We start from the raw sequence: 21,172 nt of genomic DNA on the forward strand, positions 1-21,172 counted from the left end.
GCCACCATGCACAACCTCGCCATGACACGGTGAAACAGCAGGCCAGACGCCACTTCGACCCGCCCAGGCCCGACCTTCTGCAACACCCTTTAGGGCCACCTCTGCTTCCACACCCCGACCGGTCGGTCTCCGATGGGCCATCAGACTCTCCCTGATGGCCCATCAATTTCTGTGTGCTTCGGGCGAAAGCAAGTCATTGACTTCTCATCACGGCGACGCGTCAATATCGGCCACCGCACCGGCTCGACCTCCCCCACACAGCGGGTGGGGGGAGGGGTTCGTCATGACGAAGGAGTCGCGACCCAGTGAGTACGAGAACGTACCGACGAAGAGTACTGGCCGGGGCGGGAGCCCTGTCCCTGGCCCTGACGGGCGGCGTGGTGGCCCTGACGGGTTCCGCGCAGGCCGCGACCAAGACCACGGCAGTCTTCGAGAACTGCGACGCCCCGGCGCCGCAGCCGGACGGCTCCGGCAACCAGAACTTCACGGTCACCCTGCCCGACGGTGCCAAGGCCGGAGACGTCGTCCCGATCACGATCGACCCGGGTGCGAGCCCCCTGATCCCCTCGTTCTCCGTCACCACGGTGAACACCTCCAAGATCACCCTCAAGGTCGGTACCACCACCCAGGTGGTCACCAGCCCGCCGGAGACGGTCTCCGTCGTGGCCGGGCAGCCGCTCGACCCCAAGGCGTTCTCCGGAACCATCAAGATCCCGGACGGCACCGAGGGCACCACGGTCCAGGTCGCCCTCGACCTGGCGGTGACCGACGCGGACCTGTCCGGTTCGGTGTTCACCACCACCTGTACGCCGGCGCCGCGCCCGAGCGCCTCGCTCGGCTCGGTCGCCGTCGAGGCGCTGCCCAAGGACCCGGTCACCACGAAGCTGACGCCCAACAGCGGCCCGGCGGGCACCGCCGTCACCGTGACCGGCGCCAACTTCCCGGCCGGCCCCGTCGCCTGCTCCGCCCTGCTCGCGGGCACCGCGACCGGTGACACCGGTACGGGCACGGCGGACGCGTCCGGCGCCGCCACCTGCAACGTCACGGTCACCAAGAAGGCCGACGCGATCCGGATCGACGGTTCGATCACCCCGTACAAGTCCTTCGTGTTCCTGGAGGAGCAGGCCGGGGTGAAGAACCCGGTCGACGTCGAGGTCCTGCCCGGACCGCTGGGGCTCGGCCCGAAGGACGGCCAGCCGGCCGTCAGCTTCGGAGCGGTCACCATCAACGGCAAGGCCCAGTCGGTGGTCGGCGTCTTCAACGCCGCGACCGTCCAGGACTTCCGCGGCGGTTCGCTCGGCTGGGACGTGACGGCGACGCGCACGCCGTTCCTGAACCAGACCACCGGCCACTCGATGGCGAAGGCGCAGATCGGCATCCAGCCGTCCTGCACCGTGACCAACCCGGACAGCCCGAGCACCTGCACCGCGGGCACGCCCGGTGCGATCTCCGACGTCCCGATGAAGGTGGCCTCCCAGGCCGCCGGCGGGGACGAGCTGACCGGTGGTGAGTTCGCCGTCGGCGGCGCCGGAATGATCCAGCTCCCGCCCTTCATGTTCGCGGACACCTACCAGACGGTCGTGACCTTCTCGATCGCCTGACCCGTACGGCCGCTCGACCCAGGGTGGTGCGGCGCTCCGGCGCCGCACCACCCCTTCCTCCGTTCCGCGCCCACTGGAGACCGCCCATGCGCACCCGTAGCCGTAGCCGGACCCGTCGCCGCACCCGCACCCTCCTGTACGGCCTGCTCCTCGGCCTGCTGCTCGGCGGCGCGGGCCTGCTGCCGGCCACCGCGGCGCGCGCCGCGGACAACGGCACGTGGGGGGTGTTCCCGACGCCGGCGGCCGGCGCGGCGATGACCGACCGCGCGTACTTCTTCCACCAGGGCACGGCCGGGAGCACGCTGAGCGACAGCGTGACGATCGTGAACTCCTCCGACAAGGAGCTGACGTTCCAGGTCTTCGCCACCGACGCCGTGAACACCCCCGCGGGCGGCGCCTTCGCGCTGCTGCCGGTGGAGACGCGACCGAAGGACGTCGGGGCGTGGATCACGCTCGGGCCACAGGCCGCGAACACCGTCACCGTGCCCGCCGAGGGCCGCAAGGACATCCCCTTCACCGTGAAGGTCCCGGCGGACGCGACGCCCGGTGACCACGTCGGCGGGATCGTCGCCCTGGGCACCGCCGTGGAGGGCGTGCAGCAGGAGGGCAAGGTCCAGGTCGGGGTGAAGCGCTCGGTGGGCGCCCGGCTCTACTTCCGGGTGCCGGGGCCGGTCACGCCGGGGCTGAGCGTGGAGGACGTACGGGTCAGCCGCGCGGCGCCGCTGCTGCCGTGGGTCAAGAACGCCCGCGCGACGATCACGTACGCGCTGGTCAACCGGGGCAACATGGTGATCGAGCCCAAGGTGGCGGTGTCGGCCGAGGGACTGTTCGGGCGGGACGTGCTGAACCGACCCGCCCGCGAGCTGAAGCTGACCCTGCTGCCGGGCCAACGGATCGAGCTGACCGAACCGTGGCCGGACGCCCCCCAGTCGGACTGGGTGACCGTGAAGGTCACCGCGGGCGCGGCCGCCCACCCCGACCTGGTGTCGGAGTCCGAGACCGACTTCGTCGCCGTGCCCTGGCCGGCCGTGGGACTGCTCCTGCTCCTCGCGGGCGCGGGCGCCGCGGCATGGATCCTGCGCCGCCGGCGCCGCGCGGCGGCCGAACAGCCCGAACCCGTACCGCCCCTGGCCCGAACCCACTGACCGACGCGGACGCCCGGGGCGACGGCGCCCGGCCGTCACGGCCACCACCGCAGCGGCCCCCGGCCGGGTGAGGGTGGCCGGGGGCTGCTGGGCTACGGGTGCTGCTGGGGGCGGGGTGGGTCAGTGGTTGCGGGGGAAGCCCAGGTCCACGCCGAGGTGGCCCTCGGAGGGGTCCGGCCAGCGGGTCGTGACGACCTTGCCGCGGGTGTAGAAGTGGATGCCGTCGTTGCCGTAGATGTGGTGGTCGCCGAAGAGCGAGTCCTTCCAACCACCGAAGGAGTGGTAGCCCACCGGCACCGGGATCGGCACGTTGACGCCGACCATGCCGGCCTCGATCTCCAGCTGGAAGCGGCGGGCGGCGCCGCCGTCGCGGGTGAAGATCGCGGTGCCGTTGCCGAACGGCGAGGCGTTGATGAGGGCCACGCCCTCCTCGTAGGTCTCGGCGCGCAGCACGCACAGGACCGGGCCGAAGATCTCGTCGCGGTAGGCGTCGGAGTCGGTCTTCACACGGTCCAGCAGGGACAGGCCGATCCAGTGGCCGTTCTCGTTGCCCTCGACCGTGAAGCCGGTGCCGTCGAGGACGACGTCCGCGCCCTGGTCGGCCGCGCCCTTGACGTACGAGGCGACCTTGTCGCGGTGGGCGGCGGTGATCAGCGGGCCCATCTCGGAGGTCGGGTCGTTGCCGGGGCCGATCTTGATCTTCTCGGCGCGCTCGCGGATCTTCTCGACGAGCTCGTCGCCGATCGCGCCGACGGCCACCACGGCGGAGATCGCCATGCAGCGCTCGCCGGCCGAACCGTAGGCCGCGGACACGGCCGCGTCTGCGGCGGCGTCCAGGTCCGCGTCCGGCAGCACCAGCATGTGGTTCTTGGCGCCGCCCAGGGCCTGGACGCGCTTGCCGTTGGCCGAGGCGGTGGTGTGGATGTGGCGGGCGATCGGGGTCGAGCCGACGAAGGAGACGGCCGCGATGCCGGGGTGGGCGAGCAGCGCGTCCACGGCCACCTTGTCGCCGTGGAGCACGTTCAGCACGCCCGCCGGCAGTCCGGCCTCGGTGGCCAGCTCGGCGAGCTTGTTGGCGGCCGACGGGTCCTTCTCGCTCGGCTTGAGGATGAAGGTGTTTCCGCAGGCCACGGCCAGCGGGAACATCCACATCGGGACCATCGCCGGGAAGTTGAAGGGGGTGATGCCCGCGACGACGCCCAGCGGCTGGCGGATCGAGGAGACGTCCACCCGGTTGGAGACGGAGGTGGACAGCTCGCCCTTGAGCTGCGTGGTGATGCCGCAGGCCAGCTCCACGATCTCCAGGCCGCGGGCGACCTCGCCCAGCGCGTCCGAGTGGACCTTGCCGTGCTCGGCGGTGATCAGGGCGGCGATCTCGTCGCGGTGGGCGTCCAGCAGGGCGCGGTAGGCGAACAGCACCTTGGTACGGGCGGCCAGCGAGGACTGGCCCCAGGTGAGGTAGGCCTCCTGGGCGACCTGTACGGCCGCGTCGACCTCGTCGGCCGAGGCGAGCGCGACCTGGGTGGTGACCTCGCCGGTGGCCGGGTCGGTGACCGGGCCGTAGTTGCCCGACGCGCCCTCGACGGTCTTGCCACCGATCCAGTGGTTGACGGTCTTCATGCCTTGCTCCTTCACAGATGGCGACGTCGCTGCGCGGCTTGCCGGTCGTACTCTTCACGGGCCGTGGCAGCGGCCTTGCGGGTCGCGGTCTCGGCCACAGGAACATCCCACCACGCCTGTGCCGGGGGTGGGCCCGACACAGTGTCGGGCGTTCGGGTCTGTACGTAGACACATGTGGGCCGGGTCGCGATGCGGGCCTCGGCGAGGGCTTCGCGCAGGTCACGTGTGGTGCGGGCGCGGATCACGGCCATCCCGAGGGAGCCCGCGTTGGCCGCGAGGTCCACCGGAAGGGGGTCCCCCGTATACCCGGAGTCAGCTGCCCGGAAGCGGTAGGCGGTGCCGAAGCCCTCACCGCCCACCGCCCCCGACAGGCCGCCGATGGAGGCGTAGCCGTGGTTGTCGAGGATCACCACCTTGATCGGGATCCCCTCCTGGACGGCCGTGACGATCTCGGTCGGATTCATCAGGTACGTACCGTCGCCGACCAGCGCCCACACCGGGCGGCCGGGCGCGGCCAGTGCCACCCCGATGGCCGCGGGGATCTCGTAGCCCATGCAGGAGTACCCGTACTCCACGTGGTACTGGTCCTGCGACCGGGCCCGCCACAGTTTGTGCAGGTCGCCGGGGAGCGATCCGGCCGCGTTGATCAGGATGTCGGTCCCGTCGACCAGGGCGTCGAGCAGTCCGAGCACCTGGGCCTGCGTGGGCGCCGTGTCCTCCGCCGCGTCCGGGACGGCGTAGGCCCGCTCCACCCGGCTCTCCCAGCGCCCTCGCTCCGCCGCGTACAGCGCTCCGTACGCCGGGTCCGTGCGGTGGCCCGCGACCGCGACCCGGAGCTCGTCGAGCCCCTCGCGGGCGTCGGCGACCAGGGGGAGGGCGGCGAGTTTGTGGGCGTCGTACGGGTCCAGGTTGAGGCCGACGAACCGGACGGCCGGGTTCTGGAACAGGGTCGCGGAGGCGGTGGTGAAGTCGGTCAGCCGGGTCCCGGCGGCGATGACGAGGTCGGCCTCCCGGGCGAGCGCGGCGGCGGTGGAGGTCCCGGTGTGGCCGATCCCGCCCACGTCGGCGGGGTGCCCGTAGGCCAAGGCGCCCTTGCCCGCCTGGGTGACGGCCACCGGGATCCCGGTGGCCTCGGCGAAGGCGGCCAGGGCCGCACCCGCCTCGCTGTGCCGGATCCCGCCGCCGGCGACGATCAGGGGGCGCGCGGAGCCCCGTACGGCCTCGGCGGCGCGGGCCAGCTCGTGCCGGTCGGGCCGGGGCCGGCGCACGCCCCACACGCGCTCGGCGAAGAACTCCTCGGGCCAGTCGTACGCCTGCGCCTGCACGTCCTGCGGCAGCGCGAGGGTGACGGCGCCGGTCTGCACGGGGTCGGTGAGCACCCGTACGGCCTGCAGCGCGGCCGGGATCAGGGCCTCGGGGCGGGTGATCCGGTCGAAGTGGCGGGAGACGGGCCGCAGGGTGTCGTTGACGGAGACGTCCCCGGCGTAGGGCACCTCCAGCTGCTGGAGCACGGGATCGGCGGGACGGGTGGCGAAGGTGTCGCCGGGCAGCAGGAGGACCGGGATCCGGTTGATCGTGGCGAGGGCGGCGCCGGTGACGAGGTTGGTGGCGCCGGGCCCGATGGAGGTGGTGACGGCGTGGGCGGAGAGCCGGCCGCTCTGGCGGGCGTACCCGACGGCGGCGTGCACCATGGCCTGCTCGTTGCGGCCCTGGAGGAAGGGCATGACCTCGGGCCCGGTCTCCAGGAGGGCCTGGCCGATGCCCGCGACGTTCCCGTGCCCGAAGATCCCCCAGGTGGCGGCGATCAGCCGGTGCCGGTGCCCGTCGCGCTCGGTGTACTGGCGGGACAGGAAGCGGACGAGCGCCTGCGCGACGGTGAGCCTCATCGGTGGTCCTCCGTTCGGGCGGGGGCCTGGGCCGGGGCCGGATCCGGGGACGGCGAAGGGGCCGGGCCGGGGAAGGGCAGCCGGGGGTCGACGTCCTGGCCGTCCCAGCTGCCGCGGATCCACCCGTGGTCGGGGTGGTCCCGGATCAGCCACTCCCGGCTCTCGCCCGGCCCGGCCATGACGTTCAGGTAGTACATGTCGTGCCCGGGGGCGGCGATGGACGGCCCGTGCCAGCCGTCGGGGATCAGCACCGCGTCCCCGGTCCGCACCTCGGTGAGGACGTCGGTCTTCCCGGCCGGGGAGGGGGAGACGCGCTGGTAGCCGAGCCCGGGGGTGTCCCCGTGCGGGGCGATCTCGAAGTAGTAGATCTCCTCCAGGCGGGACTCCTCGCCGGGGTGGTGCTCGTCGTGCTTGTGGGGCGGGTACGAGGACCAGTTCCCGCCGGGGGTGAGCACCTCGACGGCGATGAGGCGGTCGGCGGGGAAGGTGTCGGCGGCGGCGAAGTTGTTGACCTGGCGGGAGCAGTGCGCTGCGCCGCGGAGCTCCACGGGGACGGCGTCGGCGGGCCCGTACCGGGCGGGGAGGCGGCGCTCGCAGCGGGCTCCGGCGAGGGCGAAGCGCCCGCCGGCGGCCGCTTCGATCTCGGCGTGGCCGTCCCGGGGCAGGTACGCGAAGTCGGTGGTCCCGTCGAACACCCCAGCCCGTCCGCGCAGTTGGAAGACCTCCGGCCCGTCCCCGGGGCTCTGCCCCGGACCCCGCGCCTCAAACGCCGGCGAGGCTGTTTCGCGGACCTGGCATCCGCCCGACAGTGGGAGCACGATCCACTCGCACTCCCCGGACTCGTGTGCGTACACCTCGCCCGGGGCCAGGTCGAGGACCATCAGCCTCGTCCACTCCATCCCCCACTCAGACACCACCGGCACGTCCCAGCACCTCCTCCACCTCGTGAGGGAACGGCATCGCCGTGGCGCACGCCAGCCGTGAGGCGACGATCGCCCCGGCCGCGTTCGCGTACCTCAGTACCTTCCCCAGTTCCCACCCCGCCAGCAGCCCGTGGCACAGCGCACCGCCGAACGCGTCTCCCGCGCCCAGCCCGTTGACCACCTCCACCGGCACCGGCGCGACCTCCACCACCGTGCCGTCGCGGTGGACCGCCAGTACGCCCTCCGGTCCGCGTTTGACGACCGCCAGTTCCACGCCCGCCGCGAGCAGCTCCCGTGCCGCCGCGTGCGGATCCGCCTCGCCGGTGGCGATCTCGCACTCCTGCGCGTTCCCCACGGCCACCGTCGCCGACCGCAGCGCCCGCTCGTAGTACGGCTCGGGCTTCTCCCGCCACAGCATCGGCCGCCAGTCCAGGTCGAAGACCGTCGTACCGGTCCGGGCGCGGGCCTCCAGGGCCGCCAGCGTCGCCGCCCGCGAGGGCTCCTCGCTCAGGCCCGTACCCGTCATCCAGAACACGCGGGCCGCCCGTACGGCCGCCAGGTCCACCTCGTCCGTGGTGATCTCCAGATCCGGGGCCTTCGGCAGCCGGTAGAAGTACAACGGGAAGTGGTCGGGCGGGAAGATCTCGCAGAAGGTGATCGGGGTCGGCAGACCGGCGACCTCGGCCACCCACCGGTCGTCCACCCCGAACCCCCGCAGTTCGGAGCGCAGATAGCCGCCGAAGGGGTCCGCGCCGGTACGGGTGATGACCGCGACCCGGCGCCCCAGCCGGGCTGCCGCGACGGCCACGTTGGTCGGGGAGCCGCCCAGGAACTTGCCGAACGTCTCGGCCTCGGCCAGTGGTATGCCCGTCGTCAACGGGTAGAGATCCACCCCGATCCGGCCCATCGTGATCAGGTCGAACGAGAACGGATCGCCGGTATCGGTCACAGTCGGTCCTCCCATCGGTCCTCCACCCTAAGGTGGCCGTCATGACGTCCTCCCCGCCCGCGTTGACCCGTATCCGCATCGGTTCGGCTCCGGACTCCTGGGGTGTCTGGTTCCCGGACGATCCCCGGCAGACCCCGTGGGAACGCTTCCTCGACGAGGTCGCCGACGCCGGGTACGAGTGGATCGAACTCGGCCCCTACGGCTATCTGCCCACCGATCCCGCCCGCCTCGCCGACGAAACGGTCAAGCGCGGGCTGCGCGTCTCGGCCGGCACCGTCTTCACCGGACTCCATCACGGGCCCGCCGTGTGGGAGGACACCTGGGAGCACGTGTCGCGGATCGCGGCGCTCACCCAGGCCATGGGCGCGGCCCATCTCGTCGTCATCCCCTCCTTCTGGCGGGACGACAAGACCGGGGAGGTGCTGGAGGACCGCACCCTGACCCCCGCCCAGTGGCGTGAACTGACCTCGCAGACCGAGCGCCTCGGCCGGGAGGTCCAGGACCGTTACGGGCTGGGGATCGTGGTCCACCCGCACGCCGACACCCATATCGACACCCCCGAGAACGTGGCCCGCTTCCTGGACGCGACCGATCCCTCGCTCGTCTCCCTCTGTCTGGACACGGGGCACTACGCGTACTGCGGCGGGGACAGCGTGCAGGCCGTGGAGACCTTCGGCGAGCGGATCGGCTACCTCCACCTCAAGCAGGTGGATCCGCGGATCCTCGCCGAAGTCGTCGCCGAGGAGCTGCCCTTCGGGCCGGCCGTGGGCCGTGGGGTGATGTGCGAACCGCCCTCGGGGGTGCCCGCGCTGGAACCGGTGCTCGCGGCGGCCCAGCGGCTGGGCGTGGACCTCTTCGCCATCGTGGAGCAGGACATGTACCCGTGTTCGCCGGACCGGCCGCTGCCGATCGCCCGGCGCACCCGCGCCTACCTCCGTTCCTGCGGCGCCCGCTGACCCTTCGGAAGGAAGAGGAGTACGAGATGAGCACGCTCGGTATCGCCGTCATCGGCACCGGGAAGATGGGCGCCGATCACGTCCGCCGGATCGGGCGGACGGTGGGCGGGGCCCGTGTGGTGGCCGTGGCCGACCCGGACGGGGACCGGGTCAAGGAGGTCGCGGGCACCCTGGACGGGGCGACGGCGCACACCGATCCGGCGGCGGCGATAGCCGCACCCGGGGTGCAGGCGGTGCTGATCGCCTCTCCCGGGCCCGCCCATGAGGAGGCGATCCTGCACGCGCTGGAGCGGGAGCTACCGGTGCTGTGCGAGAAGCCGCTGACCCCGGACCCGGCGGGCGCGCTGCGGGTCATGGAGGCCGAACAACGGCTGGGGCGGCGCCTGGTGCAGGTGGGGTTCATGCGGCGGTACGACACCGAGTACGCGCGGCTGAAGGAGCTGCTGGACGCCGGCGGGATCGGGCGCCCGCTCTTCCTGCACTGTCGGCACCGCAACGCCTCGTCGCCGTCGTTCTTCACCAGCGACATGCTGATCAGTGACTCGGTGGTGCACGAGGTGGACGCGGCCCGCTGGCTGCTGGGGCAGGAGATCACCGCCGTGACCGTGCTCTCGCCGCGGCCCACGGCGGCCGCTCCCGAGGGGTTGAGCGATCCCCGGCTGGTGCTGCTGGAGACCTCCGGCGGGGCCGTCGTCGACGTGGAGATCTTCGTCAACTGCGGTTTCGGCTACCAGGTGCAGTGCGAGGCGGTCGGCGAAGCGGGCAGTGCCCGGATCGGCGACGGACACGCGATGGTGGTGCAGGCGGCGGGCCGCTGGGGCGGCGCGATCGACCAGGACTTCACGGTGCGCTTCGCCGACGCCTACGACCGCCAACTGCGGAGCTGGGTGGCCGCAGCCGGGCGTGGCCGGGTGGCGGGGCCCGACGCGTGGGACGGCTACGCGGCGGCCGCCGTCTCCGAGGCGGGCATCGCGGCGGCACGCAGCGGAGCCCGGTCGGTGGTGGAGCTGACGGAACGCCCGGCTCTGTACCGCTGACGCCCCGCCGACTCCTCACCGGCCCCCTGTGGCGCTCTTGTCACAGGGATCCCCCTTCTGTCACGCATGTCCGCATTACGCGGGTCTTCCGTCACAGGAGGTCGACAGCCCCTCCCCTGCCGTCACTCCGCGTCGTTCCCCGGGCACAACCCGAGTGATCGTCAGTGTCCACGCGCCGGCTCCCCCGACGGCCTCCCGGCCGGCCCCGCGGCGTGGACAAGGAGGTGTCCAGCATGAGCGACCGTCAGCTGTGGTCGTACAAGGAGATCGCTGCTCACATCCGGGTCCAGCCGGACACCGTGCGCTCCTATCGCAAGCACGGGCTGCTGCCCACACCCGACCATGTGGAGGGGGGCAAGCCCTACTGGTACGCCGATACCGTGCGCGCCTGGGTGGCCCGCCGGCCCGGGAACCGGGGCCGCCGCGAGGACTGAGCTCCGCGGTGCCGGGTGAGGGGACCCCCGGATCCCCTCACCCTCCTCCCCCTCACCCGCCCCCGACCCGCCCCGCCTTGTCATCCACTCGCTAGGTGCCGGCTCCCACGGGTATCCGGTCCGGCTCCTGGGTTCGGGGCGCGGACTCGCCCTCGCTGAGGCCGAACCTCTCGTGCAGGCGGCGCAGCGGGGCCGGGGCCCACCAGGTGGCTCGGCCGGTCAGCTTCATCACCGCCGGGACCAGGAGGCTGCGCACGACCATGGCGTCCATCAGGACCGCCAGCGCGATCCCGAGCCCCAGCATCTTGGTGTTGGTCACCCGGGAGGTGCCGATGGCCACCATCACCACCGCCAGGATCACGGCTGCCGCGGTGATCAGCCCGCCGGTGCGGGCCAGCCCTGTGCGGACGGCGCTCTCGTGGTCCCCGGTCCGGTCGTACTCCTCCTTGATGCGGGATATGAGGAACACCCCGTAGTCCATGGAGAGTCCGAAGGCGATGCAGAACATCAGCACCGGCAGGGTGGTCTCTATGTCGCCGGTGGCGGTGAAGGAGAGGAGCCCGGAGAGGTTGCCCTCCTGGAACACCCACACCACGGCCCCGAACATCGCGGTCAGGCTGAGGGCATTGAGCAGCACCGCCTGAAGCGGTATCAGCAGGCTGCCGGTGAGCAGGAACACCAGCAGCAGCGTGGCGAGTACCACCAGGGCCGCGGCCGCGGGCAGCGCGCCGGCGATGGCATGTTGCGCGTCGACGAGGACGGCCGCCTGTCCGGTCACCGAGGTCTTGAAGTCGGCTTCCACGGCGCGGACGTCGTCGACCAGGCCCCGGGCCGTCTCTCCCGCGGCCTCGCCCTCGACGGACACCGAGAAGGAGGTGTATCGGCTTTCCGTCGCGGAGCTGATCGGCCCGTCGACCCGGATCACCCCGGGCAGGGCGGCCAGCCGGTCCCGATAGGCCATGAGGCTCCCGGGGCCGGGCGCTCCTTCGGCGAGCACGGTGAGACCGCCGCCGGGGCTGTTCGGGAAGCCGTCGCGGATCTGCTCCTGCACCACGTGGGAGGGGGCGTCACTGGGGAGCTGCCGGTCGTCGACCGTACCGAACTTGACGCCGATGAAGGGCAGTCCGAGGAGCAGCAGGCCCACGGTGGTGGCCACGGCGAACACCGGGGCGCGCCGCATCACGAGGGCGGCCGTCCAGCGCCAGCCCTTGCCCGTTTCCGCGGGCCCGGTCTCGGTCGCCTCGGGCCGGCCCCGCCGCCACAGTCTGCGCAGGTCGAGGGCGTTGACCCGGTGACCGAGGAGCACCAGGGCGGCCGGCAGCAGGATCAGCGCGGCCGCGGCCGCGAGCAGGACCACCGCGACTCCGGCGTAGGCGAAGGAGCGCAGGAAGTACATGGGGAAGAAGAGCATCGCCGAGAGCGAGACGGCGACGGTGAGCGCCGAGAAGAGCACGGTGCGCCCGGCGGTGCGCAGGGTCACCCCGACCGCGGCGACCGGATCGTGCCCGGCGGCGAGTTCCTCGCGGAACCGGCGGACGATGAACAGGGCGTAGTCGACGGCGAGACCGAGGCCGAGCGCGGTGGTCAGGTTCTGGGCGAAGACGGAGACGTCGGTGACCTCGGTGAGGCCGCGCAGGACGGCATTGGTGCCGAGGATCGCCACGATGCCCACCCCGAGGGGGAGCAGGGCGGCGACCGCGCTGCCGAAGACGAGGACGAGCAGGACGAGGGTGACCGGCAGGGCGATCAGCTCGGCGCGCAGCAGGTCTTCCTGGATGGTCCGGGTGACCTCGCGCTGGACCGCCGCGGGGCCGCCGAGGGACACCTGGACCGGACCGTGTTCGCCCTCGTAGCGCGGGGCGATGCGGTCCAAGATCGCGGTGGTCGCCTTCTCGTCGCCCTGGACGCGGGCGACGACGAGCGCCTGCCGGCCGTCCTGCGAGCGCAGGGTGGGCAGCTGGGCGCGCCAGTACGAGCCGACGCCGACGACCCCGCGTTCGGCGGCGAGTGCGGTGGTGAGCCGTTCGGCCTCGGCGGCGACGGCAGGATCGTCGACCCCGCCGGTGCCCGCCGCGGCGTCGACGAGCAGGAGCAGATTGGGCTCGGACTGCGGGAACTCCCGCTCCAGGGCCCGTGTGGCGTAGGTGGACTGGGCGCCCGGGTCCTCCCAGCCGCCGCTTCCCAGCCGGTCGGCGACGCCGCCGCCGGCGACCACGGCCAAGGCCGTGACCAGCAGGGCGAGCAGCAGCGTGAGCCGCGGCCGGACCGTGACGAACCGGGTCCACCCCGCGTCCGCCCCGGAGGACGGCGGTTTCTTGACTTCGGACATGACTCGGTGTCCCCTTCACCGTGATTGCCAGGCCACTTAGACTGGCAAACACGAGCAGTCGCTCGCGTTTTCCAAGAATGCGAGCGATCACTCGTGTTTGTCAATCGCCCACGGGAAGCAGGGGATTGGACATGCCAGGGACACGCATGGGCAAAAACACAGAAAAGGGGACCAAGGGCTCCGCCGTCGACAGCGAGAACGCCGCCACCGCCGAAGCGACCGACGCCGACAGCGGCACCACCCGACCGACCACGGCCACCACCGCCGCCACCCCGCGCCGCCGCCAGGCCCGCGGCGAACGCCGGATCTCCCAGCTGCTGGCCGCCGCCGCCGGGGTGTTCTGCCGTACCGGCTACGCCTCGGCCAGCACCAACGCCATCGCCCGCGAGGCAGGCGTGTCGCCGGGCACCCTCTACCAGTACTTCCCCAACAAGGAGGCCATCGCGATCGAGCTCGGCGGTCAGCTGCTCCAGCAGGCCAACGAGGCGCACGGCCGGGCCTTCCGCCCCGAGAACATCCATCGCCCGCTGCCCGAGCTGCTCGACGCCGTCCTCGACCCGGTCATCGCCTTCAACTGCGAGAACCCGGCCTTCTGGGCCCTCATGCACGGCACCGGCGTCCCCGGCATCGCCCATGAGCACGAGAAGCTGCACGAGAGCCTGCTGTCGCGGATCGAGGCCGTGCTGCGCGACCGCTGCCCCGGGATCACGCCCCACGAGCTCGCCCACACCTCGAACATGATCCTCGGGATCTTCAAGTCGTCCCTCGACCTGATCCTGGCCCACGAGGGGGACGAGCGCGCCGCCTACACCGCCGAGCTCAAGACCGTCCTGCTGCGCTATCTGGAGCCGATGATCACCACGACCCACCCCCACTGACCCCCACTGACCCCCACTGACCCCCACTGCCCCCCACTGACCCGCCCGACCCGACCGGCCCGCACCGCCTCGACGCCCTCCGGCCCCGCGCGCGGGCCGGCAGCGCCGCCGAGCCGGCCCGAACGGCCGCGCCACGCCGCCCCTCAGGGTGCGCTGGATGGCGCCCGGCGCCGTACCGGTGAGCGCAGCGCCCCCGTACACGCCCCGCCCGAAGCCGCCGCCCTCGGCGAGCAGGGACCGGGCGTCCGGGCGTCCATGCGTTCGGACAATCAGGCGTCCAGGCGCGCGTCCCGCGTCCGAGTCCAGGACGAGCACGATCCGCCGGGCCCCATCGAGCGCCTGGGGACGCCCCCCTCACCCGGTCGCCCGGGAGGGCTTCCCGAGTGATCCATATCAGCCATTTGCCTACAGTCCACCCATACCGGCCGGTTTTCCCGCGAGGATCGAAAGACCGGGAGCCGATACTCGCTTTCATACCCCCCAGGGGTATAGTCTCGAAGAGTCGGGAGGACGGTGGAGCCATCGGCCGCCCCTCCCGGTGACCGGCACACGCCCCTGAAGAGGAGAACGACATGACCGCCGAGACGGACACCCAGACCACCACCGTCTACCGGGTGACCGGCATGACCTGCGGACACTGCGAGGGCGCGGTGACCACCGAGATCTCCGCCCTGCCGGGTGTCAGCACGGTCAAGGCCGTCGCCGCGACCGGTGAGGTCACCGTGGTCTCCGCCGCCCCGCTCGCGGACGAGGACGTCCGCGCCGCCGTGGACGAGGCCGGCTACGAGTTCGTCGGACAGGTCTGAGCGGCCCGCACCACCCGCACGGCACCCGCGGCAGCCCCGCGGACCCCGCCGGGCCGTGCCGGCCAGCTCATACTGGTCCCGTACGGCCCGGCCATCCCCCTGGAGCCGGAACATGAGCAGCAGCACTGTGCACGACGGACCGATAACGGCGGTCGAACTCTCGATCGGCGGGATGACCTGCGCCTCCTGCGCCGCCCGCATCGAGAAGAAGCTCAACCGGATGGACGGCGTCGAGGCCTCGGTGAACTACGCCACCGAGAAGGCCCGCGTCTCCTACACCGGTGACGTGCAGGTCGCCGACCTGATCGCGACCGTCGTCAAGACCGGCTACACCGCCGAGGAGCCTCCGCCGCCGCCCGCCCCGGAAGCCGCCGAGGAGGTAGGCGGTGAGGCGGCGGCCGAAACCCCCGACCCGGTACTCGCCGCACTGCGACAGCGCCTGCTGGTCTCCGTCGCGCTCGCCCTGCCCGTGATCCTGCTCGCGATGATCCCGGCCCTCCAGTTCGACAACTGGCAGTGGCTCTCCCTGACCCTCGCGGCTCCCGTCGTCGTCTGGGGCGGATACCCCTTCCACAAGGCCGCCTGGACCAACGCCCGGCACGGCGCCGCCACCATGGACACCCTGGTCTCGGTCGGCACGCTGGCCGCCTTCACCTGGTCCCTGTGGGCCCTGTTCTTCGGGCACGCGGGCATGCCCGGTATGCGGCACGGCTTCGACCTCAGCGTCTCCCGTACCGACGGCTCCTCCGCCATCTACCTGGAGGTGGCGGCCGGCGTCGTCTCCTTCATCCTGCTGGGCCGCTACCTGGAGGCCCGCTCCAAGCGGAAGGCGGGTGCCGCCCTCAAGGCCCTGCTGGAGCTGGGCGCCAAGGACGTCGTCGTCCTGCGCGCGGGCCAGGAGGTGCGGATCCCGGTGAGCGCGCTCGCGGTCGGCGACCGGTTCGTCGTCCGCCCCGGCGAGAAGATCGCCACCGACGGCACCGTCGTCGAGGGCGCCTCCGCCGTGGACGCCTCCATGCTGACCGGCGAATCCGTCCCGGTCGACGTCGTCGTCGGCGACGTCGTCACCGGAGCCACCGTCAACACCTCCGGACGCCTGGTCGTCGAGGCCACCCGGATCGGCGCCGACACCCAGCTCGCCCGCATGGCGAAGATGGTGGAGGACGCGCAGAACGGCAAGGCCGAGGTGCAGCGCCTCGCCGACCAGATCTCCGGGATCTTCGTACCCGTCGTCCTGGTGCTCGCCCTCGGCACCTGGATCACCTGGCTGCTGATCACCGACGACCCCACCGCCGCCTTCACCGCCGCCGTGGCCGTCCTGATCATCGCCTGCCCGTGCGCCCTGGGCCTGGCCACCCCGACCGCGCTGATGGTCGGCACCGGGCGGGGCGCGCAGCTCGGCATCCTGATCAAGGGCCCCGAGGTCCTGGAATCCACCCGCCGCGTGGACACCGTCGTCCTGGACAAGACGGGCACCGTCACCACCGGCCGGATGACCCTCGCCGGCGTCTTCACCGCCGCGGGCGTCGACGAGCGCGAACTCCTGCGCCTCGCCGGATCCCTGGAGCACGCCTCGGAGCACCCCATCGCCCGGGCCGTCGCCACGGGGGCGGCGGAGCGGGCCGGCTCGCTGCCGGTTCCGGAGTCCTTCGAGAACGTCGCCGGGCTCGGCGTCCAGGGCGTGGTCGACGGGCACGCCGTCCTGGTGGGCCGCGAGCGGCTGCTGGCCGATTGGTCGATCGAACTGCCGGCCGCCCTCGCCGAGGCCAAGGCGGCCGCCGAGGCCGCCGGCAGCACCGCCGTCCTGGTGGCCTGGGACGGCGCGGCGCGTGGGGTCCTGACCGTGGCCGACGCGGTCAAGGAGACCAGTGCCGAAGCGGTCTCGCGGCTGCGGGCGCTCGGCCTCACCCCGGTCCTGCTGACGGGCGACAACCAGGCCGTCGCCGCGACGGTGGCCCGCGAGGTGGGCATCGACGAGGTGATCGCCGAGGTCCTCCCGCAGGACAAGGTGGACGTCGTACGCCGGCTGCAGGCCGAGGGCCGTACGGTCGCCATGGTCGGCGACGGGGTCAACGACGCGGCCGCGCTGGCCCAGGCGGACCTCGGGCTGGCCATGGGCACCGGCACGGACGCCGCCATCGAGGCGGGCGACCTGACCCTCGTACGGGGCGACCTGCGGGTCGCGGCGGACGCGATCCGGCTCTCGCGCCGGACCCTGGCCACGATCAAGGGCAACCTGTTCTGGGCCTTCGGCTACAACGTGGCCGCCCTGCCGCTGGCGGCCGCCGGTCTGCTCAACCCGATGATCGCGGGGGCCGCGATGGCCCTCTCCTCGGTCTTCGTGGTGACCAACAGCCTCCGGTTGCGGTCCTTCCGCTAGTGACCCCCCTCCCCACCGTCAGCACACTTCCTTCACAGGAGACGCAGATCACAGTGACCGCAACGTAACCATCCGGGGTCGTCGCAGGTCTAATGGGGCGATACCAAGAACGTCTTGGGGGACGTTTCACGGGGACCTGGGGGTTTTCCGTGGGTATCAGCCGGCCGGGACACGTACCCGCGGGAGGCTTTGAGCGGCCCTCCCGGACGAACGGGTCCCGGCACAAAGACGCCCCGACTCGGGTCCCGTGGGGGGAATCCGTTTCGGGGAAAAGGGAAGCGCCCCGACCGTCGACCCGTGGGGGGATCGACGGCGGGGCGCTTCTCGCATGCTCAGAGGCACCTGTGGTGCGCTCCGCGCGGCCGCACGCCGCGCGGAGAAAAGCCTCGGGTCAGCGGGCTTCCACGGGAACGAAGTCGCGCAGGACCTCGCCGGTGTAGATCTGGCGCGGGCGACCGATGCGGGAACCCGGCTCCTTGATCATCTCGTGCCACTGGGCGATCCAGCCGGGAAGGCGGCCGAGCGCGAAGAGCACGGTGAACATCTCGGTGGGGAAGCCCATCGCCCGGTAGATCAGACCGGTGTAGAAGTCCACGTTCGGGTAGAGGTTGCGCTCGACGAAGTAGTCGTCGGCCAGCGCGTGCTCTTCCAGCTTGAGCGCGATGTCGAGCAGCTCGTCGCTCTTGCCGAGCGCCGAGAGGACGTCGTGGGCCGCCGCCTTGATGATCTTCGCCCGGGGGTCGAAGCTCTTGTAGACACGGTGTCCGAAGCCCATGAGGCGGACGCCGTCCTCCTTGTTCTTCACCTTGCGGATGAAGGCGTCGACGTCGCCGCCGTCGTTCTTGATGCCTTCCAGCATCTCGAGGACGGACTGGTTGGCGCCACCGTGCAGCGGACCCCACAGGGCCGAGATGCCGGCGGAGATCGAGGCGAACATGTTCGCCTGCGAGGAGCCGACCAGACGCACGGTGGAGGTGGAGCAGTTCTGCTCGTGGTCCGCGTGCAGGATCAGCAGCTTGTCGAGCGCGGAGACCACGACCGGGTCCAGGTCGTACTCCTGGGCCGGCACGGAGAAGGTCATGCGCAGGAAGTTCTCGACGTAGCCGAGGTCGTTGCGCGGGTAGACCACCGGGTGGCCGACCGACTTCTTGTACGCGTAGGCCGCGATCGTCGGGAGCTTGGCGAGCAGCCGGATCGTCGAGAGGTTGCGCTGCGTCTCGTCGAACGGGTTGTGGCTGTCCTGGTAGAACGTCGACAGCGCGCTGACCACGGAGGACAGCATCGCCATCGGGTGCGCGTCACGCGGGAAGCCGTCGTAGAAGCGCTTCACGTCCTCGTGCAGCAGCGTGTGCTGGGTGATGTCGTTGCGGAACGACGCGAGCTGGTCGACGGTCGGCAGCTCGCCGTTGATCAGCAGGTACGCGACCTCGATGAAGGTCGAGCGCTCGGCGAGCTGCTCGATCGGGTAGCCGCGGTAGCGCAGGATGCCCTGCTCACCGTCGAGGTAGGTGATCGCGGACTTGTAGGCCGCGGTGTTGCCGTACCCACTGTCCAAGGTGACGAGCCCGGTCTGGGCCCGCAGCTTCGAGATGTCGAAGCCCTGGTCACCGACGGTGCTTTCGACCACCGGGTAGGTGTATTCACCGTCCGCGTACCGGAGTACTACAGAGTTGTCGCTCACGTCATCCCTCACCGACGTAGTGCCTCTTCTTCGAGGTGCCCTGACTGCCTCTACCTTCCCCCATTTGGCGCAGGAGAGTGCACTCGGGGTCGGCCTTTGGTGCTTTCGACGGCACTCAGTGCCGTCAAGCTACTCATCCTGCCCCCTCCGCACCGGCGCCGGAACCCCAAATGATCGATCATCTAGGTGATGTTTCCCACCGGTATCCGGCCGGACAGCCTGGCAGCGACCGCCGTGTACCTCCTGCCTGCGGAAACGGTACGCACCGCCTGCCCGAGGGCCTTGCGGGACCCGACGAGGACGACCAGTTTCTTCGCCCTGGTCACCGCCGTGTAGAGCAAGTTGCGCTGGAGCATCATCCAGGCGCCGGTGGTGACGGGGATCACCACCGCCGGATATTCACTCCCCTGTGAACGGTGAATGGTGACGGCGTAGGCGTGGGCCAGCTCGTCGAGCTCACCGAATTCGTACACGATCTCCTCATCCTCCTCCGTCCGCACCGTCAGGCGCTGTTCGTCCACCTCCAGGCCGGTGACCACGCCGACCGTGCCGTTGAAGACACCGTTGGCGCCCTTCTCGTAGTTGTTGCGGATCTGGGTCACCTTGTCGCCCACCCGGAAGACCCGGCCGCCGAACCTCTTCTCCGGCAGGTCGGGCCGGGCCGGAGTCATCGCCTGCTGGAGCAGCCCGTTGAGGTTCCCGGCGCCGGCCGGGCCGCGGTGCATCGGGGCGAGCACCTGGACGTCCCGCCGCGGGTCGAGCCCGAATCTGGCCGGAATCCTTCGGGCCGCCACGTCCACGGCCAGCACCCCGGCCGCCTCGGTGTCCTCCTCCGGGAAGAGGAAGAAGTCCGGCAGTCCGTCGGTGATCGGCGGCACCCCGGTGTTGATCCGGTGGGCGTTGGTGACCACGCCCGACTGCTGGGCCTGCCGGAAGATCCGGGTCAGGCGCACCGCGGGCACCGGCCCGTTCTCGGCCAGCAGGTCCCGCAGCACCTCCCCGGCGCCGACCGACGGCAGCTGGTCCACATCGCCGACCAGCAGCAGGTGCGCCCCCGGCGCCACCGCCTTGACCAGCTTGTTGGCCAGCAGCAGGTCCAGCATCGAGGCCTCGTCCACCACGACCAGGTCCGCGTCCAGCGGCCGCTCCCGGTCGTACGCCGCGTCCCCGCCCGGCTTGAGCTCCAGCAGCCGGTGCACCGTGGAGGCCTCGGTCCCGGTGAGCTCGGCCAGCCGCTTCGCCGCCCGGCCGGTGGGCGCGGCCAGCACCACCTTGGCCTTCTTCGCCCGGGCCAACTCCACGATGGAGCGCACGGTGAAGGACTTGCCGCAGCCCGGACCGCCCGTCAGGACGGCGACCCGACGGGTCAGCGCCAGCTTGACCGCGTCCCGCTGCTCGGGGGCGAGCGTGGCCCCCGTCCGCCCGGCGAGCCAGCCCAGGGCCTTCTCCCAGTCCACGTCCTGGAAGCCCGGCATCCGGTCGTCCTCGGCGTGCAGCAGCCTGCGCACCTGCCCCACCAGGGACAGTTCGGCCCGGTGGAAGGGCACCAGGTACACGGCGGTCAGCGGGTCCGGGCCGCCCTGCGGATCCGGTACGGCCTCCCGGACGACCCCCTCCGGGTCGGCGGCGAGCTCGGCCAGGCAGTCGATCACCAGCCCGGTGTCCACCTGGAGCAGCTTGACCCCGTCGGAGATGAGCCGTTCCTCGGGGAGGAAGCAGTGCCCCTGGTCGGTGGACTGGGACAGGGCGTACTGGAGGCCGGCCTTGACCCGCTCGGGGCTGTCGTGCGGGATGCCGACGGCCTGGGCGATGCGGTCGGCGGTGAGGAAGCCGATGCCCCACACGTCGGCGGCCAACCGGTACGGCTGGTTCTTCACCACGGAGATGGAGGCGTCGGCGTACTTCTTGTAGATGCGCACGGCGATGGAGGTGGAGACGCCGACTCCCTGGAGGAAGACCATGACCTCCTTGATGGCCTTCTGCTCCTCCCAGGCGGCGCCGATCAGCTTCGTCCGCTTGGGGCCGAGCCCGGGTACCTCGATCAGCCGCTTCGGCTCCGCCTCGATGACGTCGAGCGTGTCGGTGCCGAAGTGCTCCACGATCCGATCGGCGATCTTCGGGCCGATGCCCTTGATCAGGCCGGAGCCGAGGTAGCGACGGATGCCCTGGATGGTCGCCGGCAGCACGGTCCGGTAGTTCTCCACGGTGAACTGCTTGCCGTACTGCGGGTGCGAGCCCCAGCGGCCCTCCATGCGCAGGGACTCGCCGGGCTGGGCGCCGAGCAGGGAGCCGACCACCGTGAGCAGGTCGCCGCCGCCGCGGCCGGTGTCCACGCGGGCGACCGTGTACCCGCTCTCCTCGTTGGCGTAGGTGATGCGTTCGAGCACGCCGTCGACCACCGCCAGTTGCACCGCACGCGGCGCCCCCTCCACTGCTGCCATGACCCGAAACTACCGGGTGGCGCCGACAGCCCGCCGAGCCTGTGGACAACGCGGAGAGCGGGCCACGCGAAACAGGGGCCACGCGAAACGGGGGCAACGCAAAGGG

At 71.6% G+C, this 21,172-nt stretch carries 15 protein-coding genes; 8 read left to right on the plus strand and 7 right to left on the minus strand.

Going from position 1 to position 21,172, the window contains the following annotated elements; genetic code table 11:
• The first annotated feature begins 305 nt into the window (after positions 1-305).
• Together BCL76_RS28940 and BCL76_RS28945 are read left to right on the plus strand one after the other, a co-directional pair.
• Complete coding sequence (locus BCL76_RS28940) at positions 306-1,601, plus strand: hypothetical protein (RefSeq protein ID WP_258309957.1); 1,296 nt, start codon at positions 306-308, stop codon at positions 1,599-1,601.
• A gap of 86 nt (positions 1,602-1,687) precedes the next feature.
• Positions 1,688-2,746 carry a WxL protein peptidoglycan domain-containing protein gene (locus BCL76_RS28945; RefSeq protein ID WP_109782338.1) on the plus strand — a complete coding sequence of 353 codons (1,059 nt, stop codon included), beginning with the start codon at positions 1,688-1,690 and terminating at the stop codon, positions 2,744-2,746.
• Between the two features lie 120 nt (positions 2,747-2,866).
• Here BCL76_RS28945 and BCL76_RS28950 read toward each other — a convergent pair whose 3' ends face one another.
• Genes BCL76_RS28950 through iolC form a run of 4 tightly spaced genes read right to left on the minus strand, consistent with a single transcriptional unit; the run spans position 2,867 to position 8,082 of the window.
• Complete coding sequence (locus tag BCL76_RS28950) at positions 2,867-4,366, minus strand: CoA-acylating methylmalonate-semialdehyde dehydrogenase (RefSeq protein ID WP_109782339.1); 1,500 nt, start codon at positions 4,364-4,366, stop codon at positions 2,867-2,869.
• Between the two features lie 11 nt (positions 4,367-4,377).
• A complete protein-coding gene (gene iolD / locus BCL76_RS28955; RefSeq protein WP_109782340.1) occupies positions 4,378-6,252 on the minus strand; it encodes a 3D-(3,5/4)-trihydroxycyclohexane-1,2-dione acylhydrolase (decyclizing) in 1,875 nt (624 codons plus the stop codon).
• A complete protein-coding gene (gene iolB, locus BCL76_RS28960) occupies positions 6,249-7,151 on the minus strand; it encodes a 5-deoxy-glucuronate isomerase (RefSeq protein ID WP_109782341.1) in 903 nt (300 codons plus the stop codon). Before iolB ends, iolD begins: the two co-directional genes overlap by 4 nt.
• 7 nt (positions 7,152-7,158) lie before the next feature.
• Complete coding sequence (gene iolC, locus BCL76_RS28965; RefSeq protein ID WP_258309974.1) at positions 7,159-8,082, minus strand: 5-dehydro-2-deoxygluconokinase; 924 nt, start codon at positions 8,080-8,082, stop codon at positions 7,159-7,161.
• Positions 8,083-8,165: 83 nt separating this feature from the next.
• Between iolC and BCL76_RS28970 the strand changes: the two genes are divergently transcribed.
• The 3 genes from BCL76_RS28970 (at position 8,166) to BCL76_RS28980 (ending at position 10,551) form a co-directional block, all read left to right on the plus strand.
• Entirely contained in the window at positions 8,166-9,080 is a 915-nt protein-coding gene (locus BCL76_RS28970) for a sugar phosphate isomerase/epimerase family protein (RefSeq protein WP_109782343.1), read from the plus strand.
• 26 nt (positions 9,081-9,106) lie between these two features.
• On the plus strand, positions 9,107-10,117 hold the full coding sequence (locus BCL76_RS28975; RefSeq protein WP_030757072.1) for a Gfo/Idh/MocA family protein: 1,011 nt from the start codon (positions 9,107-9,109) through the stop codon (positions 10,115-10,117).
• A 233-nt stretch (positions 10,118-10,350) separates the two neighbouring features.
• Positions 10,351-10,551, plus strand: coding sequence for a helix-turn-helix transcriptional regulator (locus tag BCL76_RS28980; RefSeq protein WP_030716013.1), 201 nt, complete (start codon positions 10,351-10,353; stop codon positions 10,549-10,551).
• A gap of 91 nt (positions 10,552-10,642) precedes the next feature.
• Here the strand turns inward: BCL76_RS28980 and BCL76_RS28985 are convergent, their stop codons facing one another.
• Positions 10,643-12,880: an MMPL family transporter gene (locus BCL76_RS28985; protein ID WP_109782344.1), complete on the minus strand. Its 2,238-nt coding sequence runs from the start codon at positions 12,878-12,880 to the stop codon at positions 10,643-10,645.
• A 146-nt stretch (positions 12,881-13,026) separates the two neighbouring features.
• On the opposite strand from BCL76_RS28985, the gene BCL76_RS28990 reads away from it, so the two are divergent.
• From BCL76_RS28990 to BCL76_RS29000, 3 genes are all read left to right on the plus strand, one after another.
• The gene (locus BCL76_RS28990; protein WP_109782345.1) at positions 13,027-13,758 is read left to right on the plus strand and encodes a TetR/AcrR family transcriptional regulator; all 732 of its coding nucleotides are present in this window, start codon (positions 13,027-13,029) and stop codon (positions 13,756-13,758) included.
• Positions 13,759-14,330: 572 nt separating this feature from the next.
• Entirely contained in the window at positions 14,331-14,564 is a 234-nt protein-coding gene (locus BCL76_RS28995; RefSeq protein WP_030716022.1) for a heavy-metal-associated domain-containing protein, read from the plus strand.
• Positions 14,565-14,676: 112 nt separating this feature from the next.
• Positions 14,677-16,944, plus strand: a complete 2,268-nt coding sequence (locus BCL76_RS29000; protein WP_109782346.1) for a heavy metal translocating P-type ATPase — start codon at positions 14,677-14,679, stop codon at positions 16,942-16,944.
• Between the two features lie 391 nt (positions 16,945-17,335).
• On the opposite strand, the gene BCL76_RS29005 is transcribed toward BCL76_RS29000, so the two are convergent.
• Positions 17,336-18,625, minus strand: coding sequence for a citrate synthase (locus BCL76_RS29005; protein ID WP_030716028.1), 1,290 nt, complete (start codon positions 18,623-18,625; stop codon positions 17,336-17,338).
• 182 nt (positions 18,626-18,807) lie between these two features.
• Positions 18,808-21,066 (minus strand): SF1B family DNA helicase RecD2, encoded by a 2,259-nt coding sequence (gene recD2, locus BCL76_RS29010; protein WP_109782347.1) that lies wholly within the window; start codon positions 21,064-21,066, stop codon positions 18,808-18,810.
• Positions 21,067-21,172: the final 106 nt, after the last annotated feature.

The organism is Streptomyces sp. CG 926, assembly GCF_003148825.1.
In the GTDB taxonomy this organism is placed as follows: domain Bacteria; phylum Actinomycetota; class Actinomycetes; order Streptomycetales; family Streptomycetaceae; genus Streptomyces.